The sequence below is a fragment of the Xanthomonas sp. LMG 12462 genome, from assembly GCF_009192885.1.
GTDB classification, from domain to species: domain Bacteria; phylum Pseudomonadota; class Gammaproteobacteria; order Xanthomonadales; family Xanthomonadaceae; genus Xanthomonas_A; species Xanthomonas_A sontii.
Window position 1 is genome coordinate 1 of the sequence record NZ_NMPP01000082.1, and the last position, 24,855, is coordinate 24,855.

General features: G+C 66.2%; 21 protein-coding genes, 1 tRNA gene and 1 riboswitch. Of the genes, 5 read left to right on the plus strand and 17 right to left on the minus strand.

All coding sequences use genetic code 11. The features are described from left to right. Nucleotides 1-155: 155 nt before the first annotated feature. Nucleotides 156-1,448 carry a tryptophan--tRNA ligase gene (locus tag CEK69_RS18010; protein ID WP_152247136.1) on the minus strand — a complete coding sequence of 431 codons (1,293 nt, stop codon included), beginning with the start codon at nucleotides 1,446-1,448 and terminating at the stop codon, nucleotides 156-158. A gap of 171 nt (nucleotides 1,449-1,619) precedes the next feature. On the opposite strand from CEK69_RS18010, the gene CEK69_RS18015 reads away from it, so the two are divergent. Next, nucleotides 1,620-2,507 carry a hypothetical protein gene (locus CEK69_RS18015; RefSeq protein WP_152247247.1) on the plus strand — a complete coding sequence of 296 codons (888 nt, stop codon included), beginning with the start codon at nucleotides 1,620-1,622 and terminating at the stop codon, nucleotides 2,505-2,507. A gap of 70 nt (nucleotides 2,508-2,577) precedes the next feature. On the opposite strand, the gene CEK69_RS18020 is transcribed toward CEK69_RS18015, so the two are convergent. From CEK69_RS18020 to rocF, 4 genes are all read right to left on the minus strand, one after another. After that, on the minus strand, nucleotides 2,578-2,793 hold the full coding sequence (locus CEK69_RS18020) for a CsbD family protein (protein WP_010341025.1): 216 nt from the start codon (nucleotides 2,791-2,793) through the stop codon (nucleotides 2,578-2,580). Between the two features lie 186 nt (nucleotides 2,794-2,979). After that, nucleotides 2,980-3,114 carry an entericidin A/B family lipoprotein gene (locus CEK69_RS18025; RefSeq protein ID WP_026143575.1) on the minus strand — a complete coding sequence of 45 codons (135 nt, stop codon included), beginning with the start codon at nucleotides 3,112-3,114 and terminating at the stop codon, nucleotides 2,980-2,982. A gap of 55 nt (nucleotides 3,115-3,169) precedes the next feature. Continuing rightward, nucleotides 3,170-3,322 carry an entericidin A/B family lipoprotein gene (locus CEK69_RS18030; RefSeq protein WP_017908941.1) on the minus strand — a complete coding sequence of 51 codons (153 nt, stop codon included), beginning with the start codon at nucleotides 3,320-3,322 and terminating at the stop codon, nucleotides 3,170-3,172. A 142-nt stretch (nucleotides 3,323-3,464) separates the two neighbouring features. Then, nucleotides 3,465-4,388 carry an arginase gene (rocF, locus tag CEK69_RS18035; RefSeq protein ID WP_026144365.1) on the minus strand — a complete coding sequence of 308 codons (924 nt, stop codon included), beginning with the start codon at nucleotides 4,386-4,388 and terminating at the stop codon, nucleotides 3,465-3,467. A gap of 304 nt (nucleotides 4,389-4,692) precedes the next feature. Here rocF and CEK69_RS18040 point away from each other — a divergent pair, with 304 nt between their 5' ends. Next, on the plus strand, nucleotides 4,693-5,652 hold the full coding sequence (locus tag CEK69_RS18040; RefSeq protein ID WP_152247138.1) for a hypothetical protein: 960 nt from the start codon (nucleotides 4,693-4,695) through the stop codon (nucleotides 5,650-5,652). A gap of 101 nt (nucleotides 5,653-5,753) precedes the next feature. Here the strand turns inward: CEK69_RS18040 and CEK69_RS18045 are convergent. The 4 genes from CEK69_RS18045 to birA form a co-directional block, all read right to left on the minus strand. Continuing rightward, nucleotides 5,754-5,829: transfer RNA gene (locus CEK69_RS18045), tRNA-Thr, on the minus strand. 102 nt (nucleotides 5,830-5,931) lie between these two features. After that, nucleotides 5,932-6,780 (minus strand): SPOR domain-containing protein, encoded by an 849-nt coding sequence (locus CEK69_RS21125; RefSeq protein WP_193314033.1) that lies wholly within the window; start codon nucleotides 6,778-6,780, stop codon nucleotides 5,932-5,934. Between the two features lie 97 nt (nucleotides 6,781-6,877). Beyond that, a complete protein-coding gene (locus CEK69_RS18055; protein WP_152247140.1) occupies nucleotides 6,878-7,621 on the minus strand; it encodes a type III pantothenate kinase in 744 nt (247 codons plus the stop codon). Next, nucleotides 7,618-8,583, minus strand: coding sequence for a bifunctional biotin--[acetyl-CoA-carboxylase] ligase/biotin operon repressor BirA (birA, locus tag CEK69_RS18060; protein ID WP_193314037.1), 966 nt, complete (start codon nucleotides 8,581-8,583; stop codon nucleotides 7,618-7,620). Before birA ends, CEK69_RS18055 begins: the two co-directional genes overlap by 4 nt. Nucleotides 8,584-8,738: 155 nt before the next feature. On the opposite strand from birA, the gene CEK69_RS18065 reads away from it, so the two are divergent. Beyond that, the gene (locus CEK69_RS18065) at nucleotides 8,739-9,023 is read left to right on the plus strand and encodes a hypothetical protein (RefSeq protein ID WP_017917075.1); all 285 of its coding nucleotides are present in this window, start codon (nucleotides 8,739-8,741) and stop codon (nucleotides 9,021-9,023) included. Further along, nucleotides 8,990-9,778 carry a M90 family metallopeptidase gene (locus CEK69_RS18070; RefSeq protein WP_152247144.1) on the plus strand — a complete coding sequence of 263 codons (789 nt, stop codon included), beginning with the start codon at nucleotides 8,990-8,992 and terminating at the stop codon, nucleotides 9,776-9,778. Before CEK69_RS18065 ends, CEK69_RS18070 begins: the two co-directional genes overlap by 34 nt. 490 nt (nucleotides 9,779-10,268) lie before the next feature. Here CEK69_RS18070 and CEK69_RS18075 read toward each other — a convergent pair whose 3' ends face one another. From CEK69_RS18075 to CEK69_RS18110, 8 genes are all read right to left on the minus strand, one after another. Then, nucleotides 10,269-11,459, minus strand: coding sequence for a DUF1501 domain-containing protein (locus CEK69_RS18075; protein ID WP_152247146.1), 1,191 nt, complete (start codon nucleotides 11,457-11,459; stop codon nucleotides 10,269-10,271). A 29-nt stretch (nucleotides 11,460-11,488) separates the two neighbouring features. Beyond that, complete coding sequence (locus tag CEK69_RS18080; protein WP_152247148.1) at nucleotides 11,489-13,072, minus strand: DUF1800 domain-containing protein; 1,584 nt, start codon at nucleotides 13,070-13,072, stop codon at nucleotides 11,489-11,491. Nucleotides 13,073-13,287: 215 nt separating this feature from the next. Next, the gene (locus CEK69_RS18085; RefSeq protein WP_017908164.1) at nucleotides 13,288-14,658 is read right to left on the minus strand and encodes a sensor histidine kinase; all 1,371 of its coding nucleotides are present in this window, start codon (nucleotides 14,656-14,658) and stop codon (nucleotides 13,288-13,290) included. An 82-nt stretch (nucleotides 14,659-14,740) separates the two neighbouring features. Next, nucleotides 14,741-15,424 (minus strand): response regulator transcription factor, encoded by a 684-nt coding sequence (locus CEK69_RS18090; protein WP_003469280.1) that lies wholly within the window; start codon nucleotides 15,422-15,424, stop codon nucleotides 14,741-14,743. 73 nt (nucleotides 15,425-15,497) lie between these two features. Continuing rightward, nucleotides 15,498-15,881: a hypothetical protein gene (locus CEK69_RS18095; protein WP_039726258.1), complete on the minus strand. Its 384-nt coding sequence runs from the start codon at nucleotides 15,879-15,881 to the stop codon at nucleotides 15,498-15,500. Nucleotides 15,882-16,295: 414 nt separating this feature from the next. After that, on the minus strand, nucleotides 16,296-17,315 hold the full coding sequence (dusA, locus tag CEK69_RS18100) for a tRNA dihydrouridine(20/20a) synthase DusA (protein ID WP_152247150.1): 1,020 nt from the start codon (nucleotides 17,313-17,315) through the stop codon (nucleotides 16,296-16,298). A gap of 355 nt (nucleotides 17,316-17,670) precedes the next feature. Beyond that, on the minus strand, nucleotides 17,671-20,514 hold the full coding sequence (locus tag CEK69_RS18105) for a helicase-related protein (protein ID WP_152247152.1): 2,844 nt from the start codon (nucleotides 20,512-20,514) through the stop codon (nucleotides 17,671-17,673). Nucleotides 20,515-20,516: 2 nt separating this feature from the next. Continuing rightward, nucleotides 20,517-21,488 (minus strand): hypothetical protein, encoded by a 972-nt coding sequence (locus tag CEK69_RS18110; protein ID WP_152247154.1) that lies wholly within the window; start codon nucleotides 21,486-21,488, stop codon nucleotides 20,517-20,519. A 570-nt stretch (nucleotides 21,489-22,058) separates the two neighbouring features. Further along, a riboswitch (cobalamin riboswitch) is annotated at nucleotides 22,059-22,312 on the plus strand. 210 nt (nucleotides 22,313-22,522) lie between these two features. On the opposite strand from CEK69_RS18110, the gene metE reads away from it, so the two are divergent. Then, complete coding sequence (gene metE, locus CEK69_RS18115; protein ID WP_152247156.1) at nucleotides 22,523-24,814, plus strand: 5-methyltetrahydropteroyltriglutamate--homocysteine S-methyltransferase; 2,292 nt, start codon at nucleotides 22,523-22,525, stop codon at nucleotides 24,812-24,814. Nucleotides 24,815-24,855 lie beyond the last annotated feature (41 nt).

Sequence of the window (24,855 nt, forward strand, 5' to 3'; positions counted from 1 at the left end):
TCACATTTGTCTGTAGGAGTCGACCGTCATGCAGCCGCGACAAGCGAAGCCGAACGCCGCCTGACACCTTCCGTCGTCGGGACTGAAGTCCCTCCCACAATGCAATCCTCCGACAAGGCTGAAGCCGACCCTAAGACGGACCGCCGTGCGAGCGCTCAGCCCGCCTCGCGCAGCCGCGCCAGCGCCGCCAGCACCGTCTCGGCCGATGCCTCCAGGGTCACCGGCGCCGCCTGCAGCGCCTCGGCCTGTGCGGCCTGCTTGAGCGCAGCGATGGTCTGCCCGGCGTCGCGCGGCGAGGCGAAGCCGCCGCTCTGCAACAGCAGCACGCCCTCGCCATCGAGCAGCTTGAAGTAGAACTGGCCGTCGGCCTCGCGGTACTGCTTGAAGCTCGGCAGCGCCTGCTTGGCCGTGGCCGCTTCGGTAGCGCCATCGGCCTGCGCCGACAGGTCGCGCAGGCCCACCGCGTGCCGCAACTCGGCCAGGAACGGGATCGCATAGCGTTCGCGCAGGCGCTGCGCGTTGTCGCGCAGGATCGCCTCGATATCCTGCGGGCGCGCCATCAGCGCCTCGTAGCGCACCCGCATCGGCGCGATCTCGGCATCGATGCGTTCGAACAGCTGCTGCTTGGCCTCGCCCCAGCCGATGCCGGCGGCGAACGCCTGCGCGAACGCGGCCGTCTCCTCGGCGCTGGCGAAGGCCTGGTACAGCTGGAACAGCGCAGAGCCCTCGGTCTCCTTCGGCTCGCCCGGCGCGCGCGAATCGGTGACGATGGCGAACACCCGCTTCTTCAGCTCCTCGCGCGGGGCGAACAGCGGAATGGTGTTGTCGTAGCTCTTGCTCATCTTTCGCCCGTCCAGCCCGGGCAGCGTCGCCACCTGCTCGTCGATCAGCGCGTCGGGCAGGACGAAGTGCTCGCGGCCGTAGACGTGATTGAAGCGCTGCGCGAAATCGCGCGCCATCTCGATGTGCTGGATCTGGTCGCGGCCCACCGGCACCTGCTGCGCCTTGAACAGCAGGATGTCGGCGGCCATCAGCACCGGATACATGAACAGGCCGGCGGTGACCCCGGCATCGTCGTCCTCGCCGTCGGCTCGGTTCTTGTCCACCGCCGCCTTGTAGGCATGCGCGCGGTTGAGGATGCCCTTGCCGGCGACGCAGGTCAGGAACCAGGTCAGCTCGTTGGTCTCCGGCACGTCCGACTGGCGATAGAACCACACCTGCGCCGGATCCAGCCCCGCCGCCAGCCAGGTCGCCGCGATCTCCAGGGTCGAGCGCTGGGTCCGCGCCGGGTCCTGCGCCTTGATCAGGCTGTGCAAATCGGCCAGGAAGAAGAAGCTCTCGATGCCGGGACGCCGGCTGGCCTGCAGCGCGGGGCGGATGGCGCCGACGTAGTTGCCGAGGTGCGGCGTGCCGGAGGTGGTGATGCCGGTGAGAACGCGGGTGGTCATGCGGAATGGACGGTCAGGGGGAAACCCGGCGAGTTTACCCGCTGCGCGACAACCCCGTTCCGGCGCGTGGTGCGTTCAATCCGGCGTCCCCGTCCTGGAGTCGCCGCGATGCACGTTCCTGCTCCTTACCTGCCCCGCCGTTCCCGTTCCCTCGCCGTGCTCGCCTTCGCCATGCTGTGCATCGGCGGGCTGTGCGGCTTTCGTCCATGGCCGTCGCCACCGAGCTCGGCGCCGGCGGTGCAGCTGCAGGTGATCGATCGCGATGCCGGCGACGATCCGCTGCCCGCGCGTGCCTGGCGCGGCGAGCGCTGGATCGCCGCCACGCCCGGCCACCGCTACGCGCTACGCCTGACCAACCTGACCGGGGCACGGGTGCTGGTGGTGCTGTCGGTGGACGGCGTCAACGCGGTCAGTGGCCAGACCGCGGCCAGCGACCAGCGCGGCTATGTGCTGGCGCCGTGGCAACAAATCGAGATCGCCGGGTGGCGCAAATCGTCCGAGGACGTGGCGCAGTTCGTGTTCACCGACCTGGAGGACAGCTATGCGGCACGCACCGGGCGCCCGCGCAACGTCGGCGTGATCGGCATGGCGGTGTTCGACGAAGCGCGGGCATGGCCCGATACCGTCCCGGGTGACCCAGGCGTCGACGCCGAGAGAGCTGCCAACGCAGCCGCGCGCGCGGCAACGCCCGGCGTCCCGGCGCCGGACGCGCCGCCTGCACCGGCAGCGACCGCCGACGTCCCGCAACGCAGTGCGGCCGCGCCCCTCGCGGCGGCACCGTCCGCGGACGCGCGGGCGTATGCGCGCGAAGGCACCTCCGCTGCCCGCGTGCAGCAGCGCCTGGGCACCGGCCACGGCGCGCGCGAATGGTCGCCTTCGCGCGTCACAGAATTCGAGCGCGCCAGCGACGTACCGATGCAACGGACCGAGCTGCGCTACGACAGCCGCGCACGGCTGATCGCACGCGGCGTGCTGCCGCGGAACCTGCCGCCGCGGCGCGTGGCGGTTGCGCCAAGCGCGTTTCCCGGCGACTACGTGCCCGATCCGCCGGAGCGCTGAACTTCCCGCGCGTGCAAAAAGCACGGGCCGCAACGCGGCCCGTGTCGACGACGCTGCGGCGGTGTGCGCCTCAGTCGTGGTATTCCTTGCCCAGGCTGTCGCGGAACGCGTGCACTTCCTTCTCGGCGCGATCGCGCGCCCAGCCGTAGCGCTCCTGCAGCTTGCCGGCCAGGTACTGGGTGTTGCCTTCGGCGACGTCGAAGTCGTCGTCGGTGAGGTCGCCCCACTGCGCCTTGATCTTGCCCTTGAGCTGGGTCCACTTGCCGGCAATGATGTCTTTGTTCATGGCATCTCTCGTGATGTGTAAGCGGCGCCGTACGCCGCCCGCGCAGCATTGCGCGGCCCGCGTCGCGAACCGATCAACGCAGCGTCAGCGATGCATGAGCATCGTGAACCGTTACGCGGTGGTCGGCAGTCGCGCAAAAAAAAACGGGCCGGCAAGCCGACCCGTTTCTGGTCACCGAGACGAGGCTCAGTTCTTGGCGGCGTCTTGGACCTTCTCGCCCGCCTTCTGCACGTCCTTGCCGGCACCGGCAACGGTGTTGCAACCGGCCAGCAGGCCCACCGAGAACATCGCCAGCAGCATCCACGCAAACGTACGCTTCATAGGTTCACTCCTTGCTTACTTGGTCATGGGACGCGGCACGCAGGCCGCGCGAAACTCAGCACTTGCCCGCGCTGCAATCCTTGGCGGTGTCTTCCACCTTCTCGCCCGCCTTCTGCATGTCCTTGCCGGCGCCGGCAACGGTGTTGCAGCCGGTCAGCACACCAGCGCAAAACAGGGTCAGCATCAACAGGGTGGTCAGTCGCTTCATCGGGTCGTCCTCGGCAATCGCAGGTGGTCGGGGTGGGCGGCGATAGGCGTCGCCGCGCTACCGTCTGGGGGTGAATCTGCCGTCACGACTGTGGATTTCACGTGAATGAACCGGCGACCCATTCAGGGTGAGCCCGCATCGCTCAGTCCCGCATCAGGGTCGATTTGCCGAACAGGCTCTCCACCAGGTCCACGGCCAGCTCCGCGGTCAGGTTGCGGTGGTCCAGCACCGGATTCAGCTCCACGATGTCCAGCGAGGCCATGCGCCCGCTGTCGGCGATCATCTCCATCACCAGTTGCGCCTCGCGGTAGTTGGGGCCGCCGGGCACTGTGGTGCCGACACCCGGGGCGATGCTGGGGTCGAGGAAGTCCACGTCGAAGCTGACGTGCAGATGGGTGTCGGCGTCGAGCCCGTCCAGCGCCGCCTCCATGGTCCGCTTCATGCCCATCTCGTCGATGTAGCGCATGTCGTACACGTCCACACGATGCTGCTTGATCAGCCGCTTCTCGTCCGGGTCGACCGAGCGGATGCCGATCTGCCGCACCTGCTCCGGGCGCAACGCAGGGGCGCTGCCGCCGAGCTCGGTCAGCGCCTGCGGGCCCAGCCCGCACAGGCAGGCCACCGGCATGCCGTGCACGTTGCCCGACGGCGTGACCTCGCTGGTATTGAAGTCCGAATGCGCGTCCAGCCACAGCACCCGCAGCTTGCGGCCCTGCTCGCGGCAGTACCGCGCCACCGCGGTGATCGAACCGATGCCCAGGCAATGGTCGCCGCCGAGCACGATCGGCATGCGTCCGGCGCGCAGCTCGGCGTAGCTGGCCTCCATCAGCGCGCGGTTCCAGGCCACCACCTCGTCCAGGTGGCGGTAGCCGTCGACCGGCGCCTGCCAGGGATTGCGCGGGCCATCGATGTTGCCGATGTCGCGCACCTCGACGCCGCGATTGGCCAGCGCCTCGTGCAGGCCGGCGATGCGCAGTGCCTCCGGCCCCATGCGCGCACCGCGATGGCCGGCCCCGATGTCGGTAGGCACGCCGATCAGGGACACCGGCAGAAAAGACGACTTCATGCGCATACGCTCCAGCCAAAAAAGTGACCCAGTCTAGCGGGACCGGCATGTCACGACTCGCCGCGTCGCAGCAGCGGAGGCGCGCGGTTAGACATCGATGGCAGCGCCTGACTAAGCTGCTCCGCCGTTTCTGGAGATCGCCTTGGAAAAATCCTTGATCGTGACCCTGGAAGCGGCATTCGCCGGGTTGACGTTCCTTCCCTGGTTCGCGTGGGCGCACAACAGCCTCAACCCCAAGCTGATCTTGCATACGGACCACGTAGAATATCGGGGGGACGTCGGTTGCAAAGAGTAGGATTACTATATGGACGTCATCTATCTAGACCAGAACCACTGGATATCCATTGCCCGCGCCAAAGCAGGCAAAGGAGCAGAGGATATCCAAGACCTGTATAGAAGGGGCCTTCGCGCGGTGGCGACAGGACGGGCAATATTTCCACTCTCACTGTCGCACATCCTAGAGACTTCAAAGAGAAACGATGCTGAGAGCAGGTGGAATCTGGCCTCTGCCCAGGCCATACTGAGTAGAGGCTATGTCTACCGCAGTCGCACAGCGCGAATAGAAGCCGAGGTTAAAGATCTACTCTGCAACAGATTCGGCCTGGAGGCTTCAGTACGAGCCCCACGCTGGGCACTTGTGCCTAGCTTCTGGCAGGCATTTGCGCCACTTGACAGCCTCGTTGCGACACATGGAGGCAACGCACTGCCGGAGGCACCTCAATCCAGCCAAAGCCCAGCCGAAGCGTACCTGAGCTTCATGACCGGCCAAGACGACGGCGAGAGACGGCACGCCCATGCAATGTTATTTGAACTAGCCGACAAGGCCGTTTCGGGCATCGAAGAACGGCGCATTCAACTGCAGGGGATTCCAATAGAGCTACGGGTTCGAGTGATGTCGGCCATGCTGTTCAATGAACAGCAAGAGCTATTCCAGCGCGTGCTGAGTGATCTGAATAAAAGCATCGCTGATCTGGCTGCACTTGGTGACTGCGCAATCACAAGCCTGATTACTAATACTCCCACCCTAAGCATTGAGGCGGAACTCTCAGCCCGCCGTGAAGCTGAAACTGGGAAGATTAGCCCGAATGACCTGTTTGATATGCAGGCGATGTACACGTCTATACCCTATTCGACACACGTGATAGCCGAGAAGGCATCAATCTCAAGGGCACGCCAAGCAGGACTTGGCCGCAAGTACCGAGTGAACTTGTCGAGCTCGCTGGACACACTACTTGATTGCGAGAGCTTCGCGCAGTTTGATTGAGCCTCCCCATAAGGCTCCGCATGCGGCTAGAACTCGAAGTCCTCACCCACTTGGTCCATCTCTCCCCCGTGGACATCTACAGATGCCAGTGGATCGGAAGGTGGTGCCGCTTATCCGAATCGAACGGATGACCTACTGTTTACAAGACAGTTGCTCTACCGACTGAGCTAAAGCGGCAAGGTGGACGACGCCCGCGGGCGGGCCCGGGGCAGTCTACCTGCTGGCGCGGGCCTCGGCACGCGCGACGGCGCGGCGCCGAACACCGGCAGGCGCGGCATTCTAGCGCAGCGTGCCGCAGTCCACGGTGCGCTGGCGCGCGGCGCCGAACTGGCGGCGCAGGGTCGCGGCCTGCGCCGCGGAGTCGGCGCGCAGGTCCAGCCACCAGCGCGACTGGCCGCTGCCGCCGCTGGGGATCAGGTCGGCGTTGAAGCCGGCACGGGCCAGTTCCTGGCGGCGGCGCTCGGCCCCCTCGCGGCTGCGGTACTGGCCCAGGGCGATGGCATTGCCGGCATCGCCCTGGCGCAATGGGTAATAGTCGCGGATGCCGGCGGCGACGATGCGCTCGGTGGCCTGCCTGAGGCCGTCTTCGCCGCCGATGGTCGGCAGGATCACGCGGAAGCTGGTGGCGTCGCTGTCGGCGGCCTCGCGCAGGCGCGGACGCGGCGCTCCCGGGGCCAGCGCGGCGACGGCCGCCTGCGCCGCGTCGCGGTCCGGGTACGGTCCTACGCTCAGGCACACCGCCGCGTCGGCCGCGGGCGCCGCTGCAGGCTCGGCCTGGGCCTGGGTGGGAGCGGGCGCAGGGGTGGCAGCAGGCGGTGTGGGCGCAGTTTCGGGCGCGGCGGTGGCGGGAGCCGCAGGTGTACTGGCCGATATTTGGGTGGAGTCGGCCGCATCGGCGGCGACGGCGGTGTCGGCCTGCGCATCGGCTGGCGCGGCGACAGACGCGGCAGCCGGCGTGGGCGGCGCAGCAGCCAGCGCCGGCGCTTCATTGACCAGTTGCAGCGTCGCCACCCCGGCCGGCACTGCCGGCATCGGCACCGCTGGCGGGGTCGGCGGCTGCATCGCCCACCACACCGCGACGCCAAGGTTGAGGATGGTCAGGACGACGAGCAGGGCGCGAACGAGCATGGCCGGATTCTAGAGCGTGCGATGCACGTTGGGAGAGACAGTGGCGTTTGCGTGGGACGTTGCGACTTCGGCGCAACGTCCGCCTTCGCCGGCCCGCTCAGGCGGCACCGGCACCGGCCACGGCGTGCGCCTGCGCCCACAGCGCCAGTCCGTCCAGGACCAAGGCGGGGCGTTGCTCGGCCGGCGGCAGCGCGTGCAACAGCGGCGGCACCCCACCGCCGTGCAGCAGCAGCCGCGGTCGACGTCCGAGCAAGGCCTCGCCCTGCTGCAGGCTGCGCTCGATCAGCGCCACCGCGGCGCCGTCGCAGCCGGAGGCCAGGGCGTCGGCGGTGTCGGCGGCGAACTCGTGGTAATCGCCGCCCTCGGCCGGCAACTGCGCCGCCTTCTGCTGCAGGGCCTGGCGCATCACCGTGGGCGACGGCGCGATGCGGCCGCCGCGATGCAGTCCATCGCGGTCGAGCAGGTCCACGGTCAGCGCCGTTCCCACGCCCACCACCAGCACGTCGCCGCCGCCATGCGCGGCGAGCAGGGCCAGGAACCGGTCCACGCCGAAGGCCTGCGGTCGCGCGTACGCAATCCGCACCCCGACACAGGCAGCCTCGGTGCGCGCCACCTGCACCTGCGCGAAACGGCTGCGCAGCGCCTCCAGCACGGTGGCGGTCAGGGCCGGCGCGGCGACGCTGGCAACGTAGGCGGTGCCACCCTGCGGCAGCGCCGCGACCGCCGCCGCGTCCATCGCCTCGGCACCATGCGGCCAGGCCTGCACCGCGCCCACCTGCCCGTGTTCCAGCGCGGCGAACTTGAAGCGCGAGTTGCCCAGGTCGAACAGCCAGTCGCTCATGCCGGCCTCACGCTGACGTCGCCCGCGTGCACCAGCTGCTCGCCGTCGGCGAAGGCCACCCGCAGCGCGCCGTCCTCGGCCAGCCCCAGGGCCGTGCCTTCGCGCACCTGGCCGCCATCGTCGATGCGCACGGCGCGTCCGGCCAGCAGATCCAGCGCGGCGTAGCGCGGCAGGAACGGCGCCAGTCCCTCCGCGTCGAACAGCGCCAGCGCCGGCAGCAGCTGCGACAGCACCGTCGCGGCGATCGCGTTGCGCGACACCGCGCCGCCGGCCAGCCGCGTCAGGTCGGTCCACGGCTGGTCGATGTCCGCGGCGGTGGCCGCCGGCATCGCCACGTTCAGGCCCAGGCCGATCACGGCCCGCGCCGGCCCGGCGAACTCGCCGCCGCCTTCCACCAGCAGGCCGCCCAGCTTGCGCCCGTCGGCCAGCAGGTCGTTCGGCCACTTCAGCCCGACTGAGGCGAATCCGGCCGCACGCAGGGCTTCGGCCACGGCCACGCCGGCCGCCAGGCTCAAGCCGCCCAGCCGGCCCAGCCCGCCCTGGAAGCTGCGCGCCACCGACAGATACAGATGCGCCGCCAGCGGCGACGCCCAGACCCGGCCACGGCGGCCACGGCCGCCGGTCTGGCGCTCGGCCATCAGGACTTCGCTGCCCTGCGCCGGCGCCGGCCGCTGCAGCAGGGTGGTATTGCTGGAGACCAGGCTCCAGGCGATCTCCAGCCCGGCCAGCTCGGCGCCCGCCGGCCCGCTCAGTCCGGCCCGGATCGCCGCGGCGTCGAGCAGTTCCAGCGGCCGTGCCAGGCCATAGCCTTCGCCGGCCCGGCCCTCGATCTCCACCCCGGCCGCGCGCAGCGCCTGAATGCGCTTCCACACCGCCGCCCGGGTCAGCCCGCAGGCGCGCGCCAGGGCATCGCCGGACAGGGGCCCCTTGCTGAGCCTGGCCAACAGTTCGCGCTCGTCCAACGCCGGTTCCATCGCCTCGTTCCGCCCCTGGGCGTGCAATGGCGCGCCCTCGTGAACCGAAAAGTATGCGGCAACGCCCCCCGGGCGCCCAGGGCCGGGGCCCTGCGCTGGGTGAAAACCGCGTTAGAATCGGGATTCACCGCCGCTCGCCTTGGATGCCGACGATGCGCCGTTCCCTGCCCTGCCTGCTCCTGTTGCTGCTGCCACTCGCCGCCGCCCACGCGTCCAACGTGCTGGCGGAGAAGCCGCACACCGACTGCACCTACGGCGACGCGGCCGATGCCGACAGCACGCCGACGCGCCCGCCCGCGGCGCTGCATGCGCCCGCCTCCACCGGCAAGCCGGCCTCGACCACCACCGGCGGCGGCAGCGACAGCGACCTGGTGCCGCGCATGCGCATGCCGAAGTGGCACAGCTTCCTGCCGGGGATGTTCCGCTGATTCCACGCTGGCTGCGCGGGCTGTGGTCGAAACCCGCCGCCATTGATGACCCTACCTGGCAGGCCGTGCGCCGCGACTGCGCCTGGGTCGCCGCCCTGGATGCGCCGCGCGAACAGCGCCTGCGTACGCTGGCCAGCGAATTCCTGCATCACAAGACCATCTCGCCGCTGGGCGGCCTGCAGCTGGATGCCCCGCAGTGCGGCCTGCTCGCCGCGCTGTGCTGCTTGCCGCTGCTGGAGTACGGCAGCGAGGGGATGCGCGGCTGGTCGCAAGTGCTGGTCTACCCGGACGCGTTCCGCGTGCAGCGCAGCCATGTCGACGCGGCCGGCGTGCTGCACGAGTGGGAAGACGAACTGATCGGCGAATCCTGGGACAGCGGCCCGTTGATCCTGTCCTGGGCCGACGTGCAGGCCGACCTGGACGATCCACGTGCCGGCTACTGCGTGGCGGTGCACGAGATGGCGCACAAGCTCGACGTGCTCGACGGCGCCCTGGACGGCACACCGCTGCTGCCGCGCGCCTGGCAGCGGCAATGGGCAGACGATTTCCAGCGCAGCTATGACACCTTCTGTGCGCGCGTGGAGCGCGGCCGCGCCAGCGAGATCGACGCCTACGCCGCGGAAGCGCCGGAAGAGTTCTTCGCCGTGGTCAGCGAATATCACTTCTCCGCGCCGCAGCGGCTGGAGCGCGAAATGCCCGAGGTGGCCGCGCATTTGGCTCGGTTCTACGGGCCATCGCCGTTCGCTGCGGCCTGAATCACGCACGCCTCTGGCGGGACTGTGTCAGTGACGGAGAATGGTCTCCGCCGCAATGGACGCGATGAAGCACGGGATACGGCAAGCGGAGCGCGGAAGGCGTCGGGACTGAAGTCCCTCCCACAGTGCACCCGTCATGCCGACCGCGCGCGCGTGCGGAAGCAACGTCAGGGCACCTCCAACAAGGCGTCATTACCGCGCTCCGGCGTGGTACAGCGTCGCGATTGTAGGAGCGGCTTTAGCCGCGATAGGCGTTACCGGTAACGCTCATCGCGGCTGAAGCCGCTCCTACAACCTGGCTTCCGTCGTTGTTGGAGCTGCCCTGAAGCCGCGACGAACGACGCTCGGAACTTCACCCGTTCGGAAGGGGGCGGCTAAACACCTGCCATGCGCGCACGGATTTGGCGCACGTCCCTTGTAAGAGCGGACTCCAGCCACCCGGACGCTTCCACCCATCACAGCGCATGACGCAGCGATCCGTGGCAAGGCCTCAGACCAACTTCAAATCCCGCGCATGCGCCTGCGGAAACACCTTCTGCAGTTGCGTCGGCGACAGGCTCCACATTCGGCCGAGCAAGCCGGCGAACATGTCGCGGTAGTTGGTCAGCACCGGGTAGTCGCGGTCCTGGAACAGCTTGTCCTTGCTCACCGCCACCTGCTCGCCGGCGATGCGGCCGCCGTTGACCCCGCCGCCCAGCACCCAGTACGTGGTGCCGTGGCCGTGGTCGGTGCCCTTGTCGCCATTCTCGCGGAAGGTGCGGCCGAACTCGGACAGCACCACCACCACCGTATTGCGCCACTCCGGCCCCAGCGCCTCGGCATAGGCCGACAGCCCCTCGGACAGGTTGGCCAGGTTGTTGGCCAGCGCGCCGTCGGTGCTGCCCTGGTTGACGTGCGTGTCCCAGCCGCCGACATCGACGAAGCCGAGCCGGTAGCGCTCGCGCATCAGCGTGGCGATGCGGCGGGTTTCGTCGGCGAAGGTGCGTGCGCTGGCGGCGCCGCGGTTGGCCTGCTGCATCTCGTCGCGCAGGGCCTGCGAGACCTGCTGGCGCAGCGCCAGGCCGTCGTGCGCGGCACTGGCCAACTGGGTGCCGTGGTACATGCCGGCGAGGATGTCGGCCTGGCGCTGGTCGAACGCCGGGGTCGGATTGCGCTTGAGCGAGAGATTGGGAATGTCGCCGCCGCCCTGGAAACTCAGCGGCAGCGAATCGGTGAAGGCGATCGACGGCGTGCCGGTGGCCACCTGCGACAGCCGCGCCAGGAAGCCGGTGCGGTAGTCGCTGCGCTGCCCGGCCGGTTGCCCGGCCTCGATGCTGTCCTGGGTCTCGAAGTGGCTGCGCGACAGGTCGTCGGTGCCGGCGAAAGGCACAAAGGCCAGCTGCTTGTCGTTCCACAGCGGCATCAGCGTGTCGCGCAGCCGTGGGTTCAGGCCCCACTGCGTGTCCAGCGCGATGGCGCTGTTGGGATTGGCCGGATCCGGCCTGGCGATGGCCAGGCTCGGCCGCGAGGCGTAGTAGAAATCGCTCGCGTAAGGCACCAGCAGGTTGTTGCAGTCGTAGCCGCCGCGCAGGAATACCACCAACAAACGCGGCGACGGCGCCGGTGCGGCGAACAGGCGCCCGGCGAATGGCAGGCTGGCCGCGGCGGCGGCGGACGCGAGCAGGAAGCGGCGACGGTGCATGGCGGATCTCCGTGCGGCGAAGGCCGCGGTCAGCGGTAATTGAAATCGGGCGAGGCCAGCAGGTAGCCGTTCCACTCCTGCTGCGAGCGCGCCTGCGCCAGCGCCTGGCGCGTGGCGTCGCTCAGTTGCGGCTCGATCGCGTGGTAGTACAGCGGCGTGCTCAGTTGCGGGAAGCCGCCGCGCTGCTGCCCCTCGACGGTGAACAGCTGGGTGTTGCCGTTGCCGATCGCACGCGCGATCTCGAAGCGCTGCGCCATTTGCCCGGAACTGTTCCAGGCACTGGACTGCAGCGACCAGCCATCGGGCGTGATCCGTCCAAAGCTCGGCTCGCCCATCTGGTTCAACCAGCCCAGCAACGGCTGCGGATTGACGATGGTCTGCCCGTCGTAGGCCAGGCGCAGCGCCGAGACCAGGAAGCGGTACGGATCCTTGAACTTGTGCGGCGCGCCGGCGGCCATCTCCGGTGCGGTGAACATCACCTGCAGCACCGCCGCGATGTCGCCGTCGCTGCGCTGGAACGTGCGCGCCATCTTCTCCACCAGCGCCGGCGGCGGATCGTCGGCGACGAAGTACTCGGCCAACTGCCGCGAGATGAAGTGCGCGCATGCCGACTGGCGCACGATCAGTTGCACCGCGCGCTCGACCTCGTCGAAGCCGCCGCCGGCGATGCGCTGGCCGAGCAAGGTCTTGTCGCCGGGTTCGTGCCGCGCCGGGTTGAACTCGAACGCGCCGCGACGCACATACTGCCCCTGCAGCGCCGGCGGCAACTTCGGCGGACCGTCGCGGTCGACCGGCGCGATGCCGACGCCGGTGAGGATCAGCGCCAGTTGCTGCACGTCCTTCTGCGTGTAGCCGGCATCGACGCCGAGGGTATGCAGTTCCATCAACTCGCGCGCGTAGTTCTCGTTGACCTTGCCTTTGGCGTTCTGCGCGTTGTCCAGGTACTCCAGCATCGCCGGACTCTCCAGCGTCGCCATCACCAGGTCGGAGAACTTGCCCAGCGCGTGCGGGCGGATCGCGTTGTCGGCGTAGTCGGCCACGGTCCAGTGCAGGCGACCCTTGTCGGCGAACACGCTGAAATGGTTGAGCCAGAACCACACCATCTGCTCGCGCAGCTGATCCGGCGCGTAGATGGAACGCAGCAGCTGCGCCTGGCGTGCCTGGTTCAGCAGCAGATCGCCGCGCTGCTGCGCGGCCTTCTTCGCCGCGACCTTGGCATCGCCATCCGGCATCGCCTTGATCGCCTGCTGTGCGGCGGCCTGCTGCTTGAGCAGTTCCTGGACCGGCGTGTGCAGCGCGGCGTAGCCGTCCAGTTGCGCGCGCACCGGCGCCGGCAGGGCGGCATCGCCACCGTCGGCCTGCAGTTGCTCGCGCAGGAAGCGCTTGCGGCCATCGCGCTCGAACTGCGCCACGCTGGCGCTGTCCAGGCCGGTGGTCATCGACTGCAGCCAGCGCGCGTCGTCGCGCTTGAGCACCTTGTCGGTGGCAGCGATGGCGCCGACGGTGAACAGCACCAGCAGCAACGACAGCAGCAATCGCTGGGTATTGCGCAGCGCGCGCCGGCCGCGCACGCGCAGACGCGTTGCTGCAGGACGATGCCGGGATGCGGACATGCGGGGCTCCTGGACGAAAAGCGGCGTGAAGACCGGCGCAGTATCGCCAGCTGGACGTCGGTCGCGTTAAGCCACTGTCGGAAACCTCCCGGTCATTTGCACGGGATTCACCTGCTGCTGCACTGCAGCGCCGCGCGCGGCCGCTCGATTGGCGCGGGTCGTCGCTGCGCAGCGGGATGCCGGTCCCAGACCAGCACAGGAGCGCGTTGTCGGGCTTACAACCCCGGCGGCAGGGTGACCAGGAAGCGCGCCCCGCCCAGTTCCTCGGAGCGGCTGACCTGCAGCTCGCCGCGGTAGCCCTTGACCAGGTCCTGCACGATCGCCAGGCCGATGCCGTGGCCATGCACGCGCTCGTCGCCGCGCACGCCGCGCTGCAGGATGTGGGCGACCTCTTCCGGCGCGATGCCGGGGCCGTCGTCCTCCACCGCGATGATCAGGCCGGCGCGACGGCTGCCGGCGGCCGGCTCCGGGCGCACGCTCAGCAAAACCCGCCGGCGTGCCCACTTGAAGGCGTTCTCCAGCAGATTGCCGAGCAGTTCCTGCAGGTCGCCGGGCTCGCCGTGGAAGCGCGCGCTCGGCTCGATGTCGAACTCGCACAGCACGCCCTTGGCGGCATAGACCTTCTCCAGGCCGCGCACGATCTCCTCGGCGTTGGGCTCGATCGGCAACGGCGCGGCGAACAGCTTGTGGCCGCTGGAGGCGGCGCGCGCCAGCTGGTAGGACACCAGGTTGTTCATGCGCCGTAGCTGCACGTCCAACTCTTCGCGCAGCTCCGGCCCCTGCGCACCGCTGTCGAGCTGGGTGCGCAATACCGCCAGCGGCGTCTTCAGGCTGTGCGCCAGGTCGGCCAGGGTGTTGCGCTGACGGTCCAGGTTCTCGCGCTCGCTCTCGATGAAGGCGTTGATGCTGTCGGTCAGCGGTTCCAGTTCGCGCGGATGGCGATCGCCCATGCGCACCGCTTCGCCGCGCTGCACCTTGGTCAGTTCGTTGATCACCCGGCGCAGCGGGCGCAGGCTCCATTGCAGGATGAAGGCCTGCAGCACCAGCAGGATCAGGCCGGCGCCGCCGAGGTTGAACCACACCCGGCCGCGGAACACGCGCAGCTGCGCGCCCAGCGCGCGGGTGTCCTCCATGATGTAGATGGTGACCGGGGTTTCCTTGTCGTGGCGCACGTAGGCCAGGCCGATGCCGTAGCGGTAGACCTCGCCTTCGCTGCCGTCGATCTGGGTCATCGGCCAGGGTCCGTCGAAGGTTTCCTGACGCGGTTCGAGCATGCCGCCCTTGGGCGGCAGCGGCCCCTCACTGGACATCGAGATCCAGCGCTCGTTGGGCAACTCGATCTGCGCGTACAGGCCGCTGCCGGGCCGGTCGAAATGCGGGTCCGGCGAGGACTTGTCGTTGTTGATGTACAGCGAACCGTCGCGGGCGACGTCGATGTTGTTGGCGTACGCGGTGGCGTAGCTCTTCAGGCGCTCGCGCAGGTTGCTCAGCGCGGTATCGGCGAATGCCTGGTCCAGCGCGTAACCTGCCGCGGCAAGGAACGCCAGCAGGCTGAGGCTGGCGGCGAGCAGCTGGCGCGCCTGCAACGAACGCGGGCGCCAGCGCTTGTACCACCTGGGTCGTGCCGCCACGCGGTCGCTTCCTCGGTGTGCTCGCCGGCGCCTGCGATCAGCCTTCGGTACGCGGAATCGCGAACCGGTAGCCGCGGCCGCGCACGGTCTCGATCGGCTTCAACTCGCCGTCCGGGTCCAGCTTCTTGCGCAGGCGGCCGATGAAGACTTCCAGCACATTGGAATCACGATCGAAATCCTGCTGATAGATGTGCTCGGTCAGGTCGGCCTTGGAGACCAGTTCGCCGGCATGCATCATCAGGTACTCGAGCACCTTGTACTCGTAGCTGGTCAGGTCGACGTTGCTGCCGCTGACGCTGACGGTCTGTGCCGCCAGGTCCAGCGCAACCGGACCGCATTCCAGGGTCGGCTTGCTCCAGCCGGCGGCGCGGCGCAGCAGCGCATTGACGCGCGCCAGCAGCTCTTCGACGTGGAACGGCTTGACCAGGTAGTCGTCGGCGCCCTGCTTGAGGCCTTCCACCTTGTCCTGCCAGCTGGAACGCGCGGTGAGGATCAGCACCGGAAACTTCTTGCCTTCGTCGCGCAGCGCCTTGATCAGCTCCATGCCCGACATCTTCGGCAGGCCCAGATCGATGATGCCCACGTCGAAGGGCACTTCGCGGCCCATGTACAGGCCTTCCTCGCCGTCCTGCGCCGCATCCACCGCAAAGCCTTCGCGCTTCAGGCGAGCGGCCAGGGTCTCTCGCAGCGGAGCTTCGTCTTCGACCAGAAGGATACGCATGAACTCTCCCTAGTAACTTACAGGTGGCCGGTGGCCGGGGCGGTGTGTGGAACCTGAACCGAACTATCCGGACTCACGGGTGATCGTCGCGTGGTGGCTCGGGAGGCTCGCCCGACCGCGGCGCCCGCGGCGGCGCCGCACGGCCAGGCTGCGGATCGTCCATGTAGCGTACCCGCCCACGGCCGTCCATGTACTTGACGCGGTTGATGTCGCGGCCATCGAACGGCACGCGCTCGGCGCCGAGGATCTGCCCGCCGGTGGAGCGCTGCACCCGGCGCACCGCGTCGGACAGCGAACTACCGCCATAGTCCCGATTACGCCCCGCATCGCGCTCCGGCGGCGCCATCACACCCGGCATGGGCGGCTGCTGCGCACGGCCGTGCCCAGCCGCGACCGACGCCAGCGCGAGCGCGAAGACAGCGGCAAAGCGGTAGTGGCGGGAAGCGGAAGAAGTCACGACGGGCATCCTAACGGACTGATCGGAAACGTTCAAAACTTGTGAAGCGCGACACCTCGCGGGAACGAAGACGACCTCGAGAAATCGAGGCAAATTCTTGATTTTTCGGGGTGAATCCGGTCTGAACTTTTCCGGACGCCCCCGGTAGCATTCAGTCAAATGAACCTGTCGAAGGCCGATGCAAGGGCCGCGCCAGGGGGCTGGAGAGGCGCTTCGGCAGGTGCTTCGCGGCGTCTCCGCAGGACCAGAGATTAGCCCCAGAAACCTGAACGGAATCCCTGAACGACGCGCGGAAGACGGCGGCGTGGCAGTCGTCGATCGAGACGCCGCATGGGTCGGCGACCGCTTGGCGATGAGAGCGATCAGGTCATCGATGCGAAAGGTGCCCCGCACCACGCGGCGGCGCCCGTCGGATCACGCCGCCGCGCGTGCCGCCCCGTCGGTGACCGCCAGCGCCCGCTCCAGCAGCGCCCAGTCCGCGCCCGGCCGGTGCGCCCCCTCGCTGAGCACCTTGCGGAAGGCGCGGCCACCGGGCTGGCCGTGGAACAGGCCGAGCAGGTGCCGGGTGATGTGCTTGAGCGCCAGGCCCTCGGCCAGGCGCGCCTCGACGTAGGGGCGCAGCGCGCGCAGCAACTCGGCGCGCGGGCGCGGCGCGGCGCCGGTCAGGGCCGCGTCCAGCCGGTGCAGGACGTAGGGATCGTGGTAGGCGGCGCGGCCCAGCATCACCCCGTCCACCGCCTGCAACTGCGCCTGCGCCGTCTCCACCGCGGCCAGACCGCCGTTGAGCACGACCTGCAACTGCGGCCGCTCGCGCTTGAGCCGGTGCGCCCAGTCGTAGCGCAGCGGCGGCACCTCGCGGTTCTCCTTCGGCGACAGGCCCTGCAGCCAGGCATTGCGCGCGTGCACCACGAACAGCCCACAGCCCGCCGCGGCGACCTGGTCGACGAAGGCCAGGAACACCGCGTAGTCGTCGTCCTGGTCCACGCCCAGCCGGCACTTCACCGTCACCGGGATGTCGACCGCCGCGACCATCGCCGCCACGCACTCGGCGACCAGCGCCGGCTCGCGCATCAGGCAGGCGCCGAAGCGCCCGGCCTGCACCCGGTCGGACGGGCAGCCGCAATTGAGGTTGATCTCGTCGTAGCCCCAGTCCTGGCCGATCCGCGCCGCCTGCGCCAGCAGCGCCGGCTCGCTGCCGCCGAGTTGCAGGGCAAGCGGATGCTCGGTCGCATCGAAATCCAGCAGCCGCGCGCGATCGCCCAGCACCACCGCATTGGCGTGCACCATCTCCGTGTACAGCCGCGCCGACGGCGCCAGCAGCCGGTGGAAGACCCGGCAATGGCGGTCGGTCCAGTCCATCATGGGCGCCACGGACAGGCGCAGCGAGGCGGCGTAGCGCGCGGAGAGGTCGGCGGCGGGGAGCGGAGGCGTCATCGGCACGGCGGACGAGCGCCGCCGGCATTCGCCGCAGCGCCAGGTCATTGGCTTAGGGACCAATAAGCTTACACCGTCGCCATGAATGCTTCCGGTGCGGATGCGCGCAGAGCTAGAACGCAGCGGGATCATCCCGCGGTTTTCGCCGCGCTGACTTACGCAGTTACAGCCGCTGTTACAGCGTCTTGTCGCCGAAGTCGATAATCGCACCGCCGTTGGTCAGAAAATCCGATCCCAGCATTCCGCCATTGGCCTCATCGTCCGGACGCGCCTAGCTCGCATAGGCGTCGCCATCCTCGATGGCGGCATCGCTCACCTGCATGGACGACCAAGCGCCGATGCCCACGACGAACAGTTATTGGCTCAATAGTTCGTCAGATATCGTCCCCGAGTCGCACCAAGTCGCGGAGAGCCATTCGCGACTTTCAGGATGCAGGTTCCTGCTGCTGCGCTCGGCAAGGACGCCGTCTAAAGCATCGTCAATCCTTGTTCGTGCAATCTCACGGTCAACCGAATTCTCACTCAAAGTGATTGCACGTGCAGGCACCAATAGCCACTCAGAAAACCACCCCGGATTCAGCTCGAACCGCTTAGCCGTCAGGGATACCACGACAAACTCTTGTCGCATTCGGTTGCCACGCTCATCTTGCCAGCGGAGAATGCTGGTCATAACGTGGCCAGCACCCTTTAAAACAATGGCCGCCGTTAGCCCTTCGAAGTCGTAATCACAAGCGACAGCTAGTAGCCATCGAATCAGCCGATTATCCATGTCGAGCAGGATGATCTGCTCTTCCCTTCCAACTTCTCGATCGAACGTCACCAATGGTTCTCGGCCAAGTCCAGGCACCGCAGCCACAATCATATCAGGCAACCCAATGCGCCACGCTTTTCCAAAGAAGAGACGACTGTCATGAACACTGCCACCCAGGAACTCCAGCATTCCAAAAGTGAATGCACGCAGATGGTCCATACTGACAGGAAAGGCTGCGCGCATCTCGTTCGGATCGTAACTCACTGCGTGCTGAAAAAGAGCCTTCTGAAGATCTGAAGATTCTCGGGCACGCCTAAGGGCGTCCTCGATTCGCTCTTCCGTTCTCTGGACATCGGTATTTCGCGCGGCTTCTAGAATATCTTCAACATCAATGAGGGCAGCAAGTTGACCAACAATATCGCTGACGAGGCTCTCAGAGGTGGCGCCATCTACTTGCGCCATATCCTTGGCAACCTGATCTAACCGCTCATACATCTTTGCAACGATCAGTTCATCTGCAGATTCAATGCCCTGAAGGTTAAAGGCAACAACATGACGCTTTTGTCCGTAGCGGTATAAGCGCCCGATTCGCTGTGCCAACCGCATCGGATTCCAGGGAAGATCGTAGTTTACTAAGAGATGGCAACGACGATGCAGGTTGATGCCCTCACCGCCAGCCTCGGTGGAAACGAGGAACTGACCCTCTTTCTCGAATCTAGCTATCGACTGCAGTCGCTCCTCAACGTCCATGGAGCCATTGACGACGTGTACCTTTCCCGCTCCATAGCGCGCAGCCAGCTCACGAACTATATATTCCTGGGTACCACGATACTCGGTGAAAACGAGCACTCTCTCATGATCGTTTCGTTGCAGGATAGGATCAATAATTTTATTGAGGAAGGCCAACATCTTTAGGTCATCGCCCTCTGCTGCCATGCACATCTGCACCAGTGTATTTATGCGGTCTTTCTCCCCTCCAAAGAATTCCTCCCGTGAGTTATCAGCCGTCTCTTCCCACTCACCAATGTACCGGTAATCTTCATCGACCGTCTCTCTTGTTACGGCGGGCATGGATTTCAGCCTCGCTAGGCGTCGTGCGAGCGCTTTTCTTAAAGCAACAATTGAGGATGCCGCAAGCTTTCGATAAACCGTCATAACAAAGCCAATGGCCTTAGCCTGCTGTCCCGGCAGTCGATCGGCCGCACTGTACCCCTGCTGAAAGTACTCGCGAAGATGGCGCTCCAGCTCTCGCATGTCGGGATTTGATTCAACCTGGACCATCCTTGATGTCTGACCATGGAAGACAAAATTCCCATCCATATCTGTCACGTCAGACTTTCTATTACGAAAGACCATTTGTGACAAAACACTTGCGTCCATGTCTATATTCTTGAACTGATCTGACATCTCTGGCCGCAACAATTCCAAGAGGGACGTAAACTGGTCCGAGCGCCCTTGGTGCGGCGTTGCACTCAGCATAAGTAACGCGGGGGTACGATTGCGTAGCTGTTCGGCTAGTCGATAGCGATCCGATCGCTCGAACTTCATACCCCATTGGCGGCGGGTCAGTCGGTGCGCCTCATCGAAGATGACGAGATCCCAGGGCTCTGCAGCTAGAATGCGCTCAAGATGATCTACACCCTTAAGCTTGTCCATCGAAGCGATAACGCGGTCATACATTTTCCAATATGCGTTATCAGCAATGCTGAAATCAGAGCCATATATAAGGAAGTCATCTAGACCAAACTTGATCTTCATGTCATCCTGCCACTGGCGGGTTAATCCAGCCGGCACGACTAAAAGTACGCGTTTAGCAGCTCCTCGCTGTCGTAGAGCTGCAATCAAGAGTCCCGCTTCGATCGTCTTTCCCAGACCTACATCGTCGGCTACCAGCCAATTGAGGTTACCGCTCGCGAGGATGTGGTGAACGAGGTGGATCTGATGTGGCAATGGGTCGATATCGAACTTAGACAGAGAACCTGTGTTTTCATTCCATAGTTTGAGTGCATAGGCAAGATTACGGAGGCGTAGCCGCTCCGCTGCCTGCGCGCCACCTTTGTCCCCATGGCGGAACCTAAAAGCAGCGCTCTTGGCGAAGCGAAGACGCTGCCAAGGAATCCACAGCCGGCTCCCCTGCTCCGTAAAATCAACCAACAGTTGCTGGCGTCCACCGAGAACACGGCTCTTAACGACGGTGCCAAACCCCAAAGATGGCTCGCTCTGAGACTCCGGCGAATGCCATACGTCGAACCCTGGACGCAGGCCGCACTCGACACGGTCAAGCGCGATAACATCGTCTTGTTTCTCGAAAATCCAGTGTACTGACAGGCTGATCTTTAGACCGGATTTCAGGATACGCTTCACGTGTCCCGGCCGCTTTTCCCTATCTTCACCTTCACAACGAACGACCCAGCAGCCGATAGCGGGCAATAGCGCTTCTGTTGACATTCCTATTCCTCCAGCCAATGCAGACCATCATCGAGTTCAACGATCAAAAAACTTAGTGGATCGCCCACGTATATCCTGCGCTGGAGATAGCTCACGCCGCCCACGACAGGTAGCTCATCCTCCCACCACTGCGATGTATATTCGGGATTGGCGGAGCCATCGAAACGGCGAGCATCGCGCGGATCCAGGGTTCGATACCACAAACCTGACGGGACTTGACATGCTTTTGCTAGACGTTGTCGAAGGAGATAACCCTTGAATCTCGGAAAATCACGCTTGAGCGCACTGCTTCGCCGCCACAATTCTCGCTCCTGTTCGATAAATTCTATAACTTCTTCTAGCGTGCAGTCCTCGCCATGGAAGGCGATCAATTGCACCGCCTCCTCCCAAGTGATCCTTGGGAAGCAGCTTCTTTGCCATGAAAACTGGTGCAAACCTTGGTCGAAGCGCTCGTCGTAGACATCTGACTCCCGCCAATGCTCCGATAGTAGAAATGAAAGGTAGATTGATCGCAGAGAAAATCCAGATTTCAGCAGTTCTACCACGCACCGCTGGGCGGCGCTCCAACGGCGAGCGAGGATGATGTCGGCAATCCAAGCCACGTTCCGGCAGGACAGCTCGTCAATGCGCCGCAGGAACTCGATGGCTTGTTGGAGTGCGCGAGCGTCGTGCGTGATCTCTATCTCTGGTACAAAGTCGGTGGGCTGGCCTGATTGGTCGAACTTGAAATCCGGAACTTCGAACGTAAGATCCGACCAAGCGGCTCCTTCGAGCGAAGCGCTCACCTCCGTATCGATATCGAATGTGTCTAGAATGCCGAGAAAGGAGGAGCCGGTCGTGTCGGACGTTATGCGCTCAACCTCGTCCTCAATGAATTTCCGTTCATCGTAGGCACTCTTCTCAGATAAATCGAAATCTGCAAGAATCTCTGGCGCCTGCGCAATGGAGGATTCATACGCCAGCAGATCTAGCAACTCCGCATCGGAGACCTCGTCGTGCCAATACCCCGACGATGAGCCTGCTTGCTCACCAGTCTTTAATCCCCACCATCTGCTTCCCCTCGCGCCCATGTGCGCGCCCCCTAGGCTACACCCGCTGGATAACTTTCCCTGGCCGGAGCATTCTTGGCGCCCTAGCCGCATCCGATGTTACAGATCCTGCCTTGCCATATTTGCCATGTCCACCGCGTTCTCGCAACCACGAATTGGGGGCCGCGCCCAAGTCCGGTCTGTACAGTTCCCGTGTGAGCTCCCCTTTATCCACTGATCATAGAGATGAATACGCAAGAATATTGATAGCGATGTGTCCCGTAACTTTCTCGAGACAAATAAAAGCATCAGAAGCTACAACGCGTTTTTCGCCGTAGCTTGCTTGCGGGGTTAGCGGAGGAAGGGGAGCGTCATCGTAGGGCGGACCAGTGCTGCCAGCCATCAACGGCAGATTCAAATCATCGACTGGCATCAATGACGTAGATGACCGCTCTTCGCGCTGCAGAGCCACAGTCAGCAAACGCACTGGCGCTTGACCCGCCGCCGCATCCGGCCTATCGTGCGCTCGCCGAAGGTATTCATCGCTTCATTCGGATGAAGGGATGGATTTAAACGGGAATCCGGTGACGGCCGGCGCCGCAAGCGCCTGCCCATTCCGGAGCTGCCCCGCAGCGGTGAATGGAAACGACCTCCGTCAATGGCACTGGGCCGGCGCATGCCGGCCTGGGAAGCGACGGACAGTAGGTGCGCAGCCAACGTGGTGCGCGTGTCCATCAGCCCGAATACCGGCCCCGGCCGGAGGACCGTGCGTCCTCCGATTCGACCTGGCGCCTCCGCGGGGAGGCGGCCGGACCGCGACCCGGCCTTGCGCCGCGCCGCGCCGTCCGCCTGCCCGCGCGGTACCGGTTCGCCCGCGGGGGCGAAGGTCGCTGGCGTGGCGGGCGGTCCGTGCGAACGGGACGCGCGGCGCGCGGTTCCTTCGTTCCTCAATGCCCTTGAACGCAATGAGGAAACGCAACATGACGATCGTGACCAACCTGGGCTTTCCGCGCATCGGTGCGCGGCGCGAGCTCAAGCAGGCGCTGGAACGCTACTGGCGCCGCGACATCGACGGCGCGCAACTGCAGGACACCGCACGCGAACTGCGCCAGCGCCACTGGCAACTGCAACGCGAGGCCGGGGTGGACGTGCCGCCCAGCAACGACTTCAGCCTGTACGACGCGATGCTCGACACCGCGTTCCTGTTCGATGCGATCCCGCAACGCTACCGCGCGCTGGCCGATGCCGATCCGTTGGCCGGCTACTTCGCGATGGCGCGCGGCACCCAGGAAAACGGCCTGGATCTGCACGCGTTGGAAATGACCAAGTGGTTCGACACCAACTACCACTACCTGGTGCCAGAGCTGGCGCGGCGCCAGCACTTCCGCCTGCGCGGCGACAAGCCGGTGGTGGAGTTCCTGGAAGCCAAGGCGCAGGGCATCCAGACCCGGTCGGTGCTGATCGGGCCGGTGACCTTCCTGGCGCTGTCCAAGACCGTGGACGGCAGCGACCGCTGGGCGTTGCTGGACAGCCTGCTGCCGGTGTATGCCGAATTGCTGCAGCGCCTGCATGCGGCCGGCGCTGGCTGGGTGCAGCTCGACGAGCCGGCGCTGGTATTGGACCTGGACGAGGCCGCACGCGCCGCCTATCGCCGCGCCTATGATGTCCTTTCGCAGGCGCCGCGGCCGAAGCTGCTGTTGACCAGCTACTTCGGCGAGTTGGGCGACAACCTCGAGCTGGCGATGGCGTTGCCGGTGGACGGCATCCACGTGGACCTGGTGCGTGGCGTGGCGCAGTTGGACGCCGTGCTGCAGGCGCTGCCGGCCGGGCGCGTGCTCTCGGCCGGCCTGGTCAACGGCCGCAACGTGTGGCGTACCCCGCTGGACAACGCGCTGACCCTGGCCCGCTACGCCGCCGGCCATGTCGGCCGCGAGCGGTTGTGGCTGGCGCCCTCGTGCTCGCTGCTGCACGTGCCGGTGGATCTGCAGCAGGAGACCAGGCTGGACCGCGAACTGGTCGGCTGGCTGGCCTTCGCCAGGCAGAAGCTGCAGGAACTGCGCACCCTGGCCGATGCGCTGGACGACCAGCCGCAGGCGCAGGCGGGGCTGGACGCGGCGCGCGATGCGTTGGCCAGCCGTCGCGCCTCTGCGCGCGTGCACCGCGCCGAGGTGGCGCGGCGGGTGGACGCGCTGACCGACGACGCCGGCCGTCGGCAATCGCCGTATGCGCAGCGCCGGCAGGCGCAGCAGGCGGCGCTGCGGCTGCCGCTGTATCCGACCACCACCATCGGCTCGTTCCCGCAGACCGAGCAGGTGCGGCAGGCGCGTGCGCAGCACAAGGCCGGCAAGCTCGACGATGCCGCGTACGACGCGTTCCTGGCCGCCGAGACCGAACGCTGCGTGCGTGCGCAGGAGCAACTGGGCCTGGATGTGCTGGTGCACGGCGAGTTCGAGCGCAACGACATGGTCGAATACTTCGGCGAGCAGCTGGACGGCTTCGCCTTCACCCGTCATGGCTGGGTGCAGAGCTACGGCTCGCGCTGCGTGAAGCCGCCGATCATCTACGGCGACGTGCAGCGCCCGGCGCCCATGACGCTGCGCTGGACCACCTACGCGCAGTCGCTGACCGAGCGGCCGATGAAGGGCATGCTGACCGGGCCGGTGACGGTGCTGCAGTGGTCGTTCGTGCGCGACGACCAGGAGCGTGCGCAGACCTGCCGGCAGATCGCGCTGGCGCTGCGCGACGAGGTGCGCGACCTGGAGGCGGCCGGCATCGGCGTGATCCAGATCGACGAGCCGGCGATCCGCGAAGGCCTGCCGCTGCGCCGCGCCGACTGGCAGGCGTACCTGGACTGGGCGGTGCAGTGCTTCCGCATCGCCGCGGCCGGGGTGCGCGATGCCACGCAGATCCACACCCACATGTGCTACTCGGAGTTCAACGACATCATCGAGGCGGTGGCGGCGATGGACGCGGATGTGATCTCGATCGAGACCTCGCGCTCGCGCATGGAACTGCTCGATGCCTTCGTGCGCTTCCGCTACCCGAACGCGATCGGGCCGGGCGTGTACGACATCCACTCGCCACGCGTGCCGAGCACGCAGGAGATGGTGGCGTTGCTGGAGAAGGCGCGTGCGGTGCTGGATCCGCAGCAACTGTGGGTCAATCCGGATTGCGGGCTGAAGACCCGAGGCTGGGCGGAAACCCGCAATGCGCTGCAGGCGATGGTGGCGGCGGCGCAGCAGTTGCGCAGCCAGCACGCGCAGGCAGCGTGACCTGGCGATGCCCGGCGCCACGTGCGCCGGGCATCGCGATG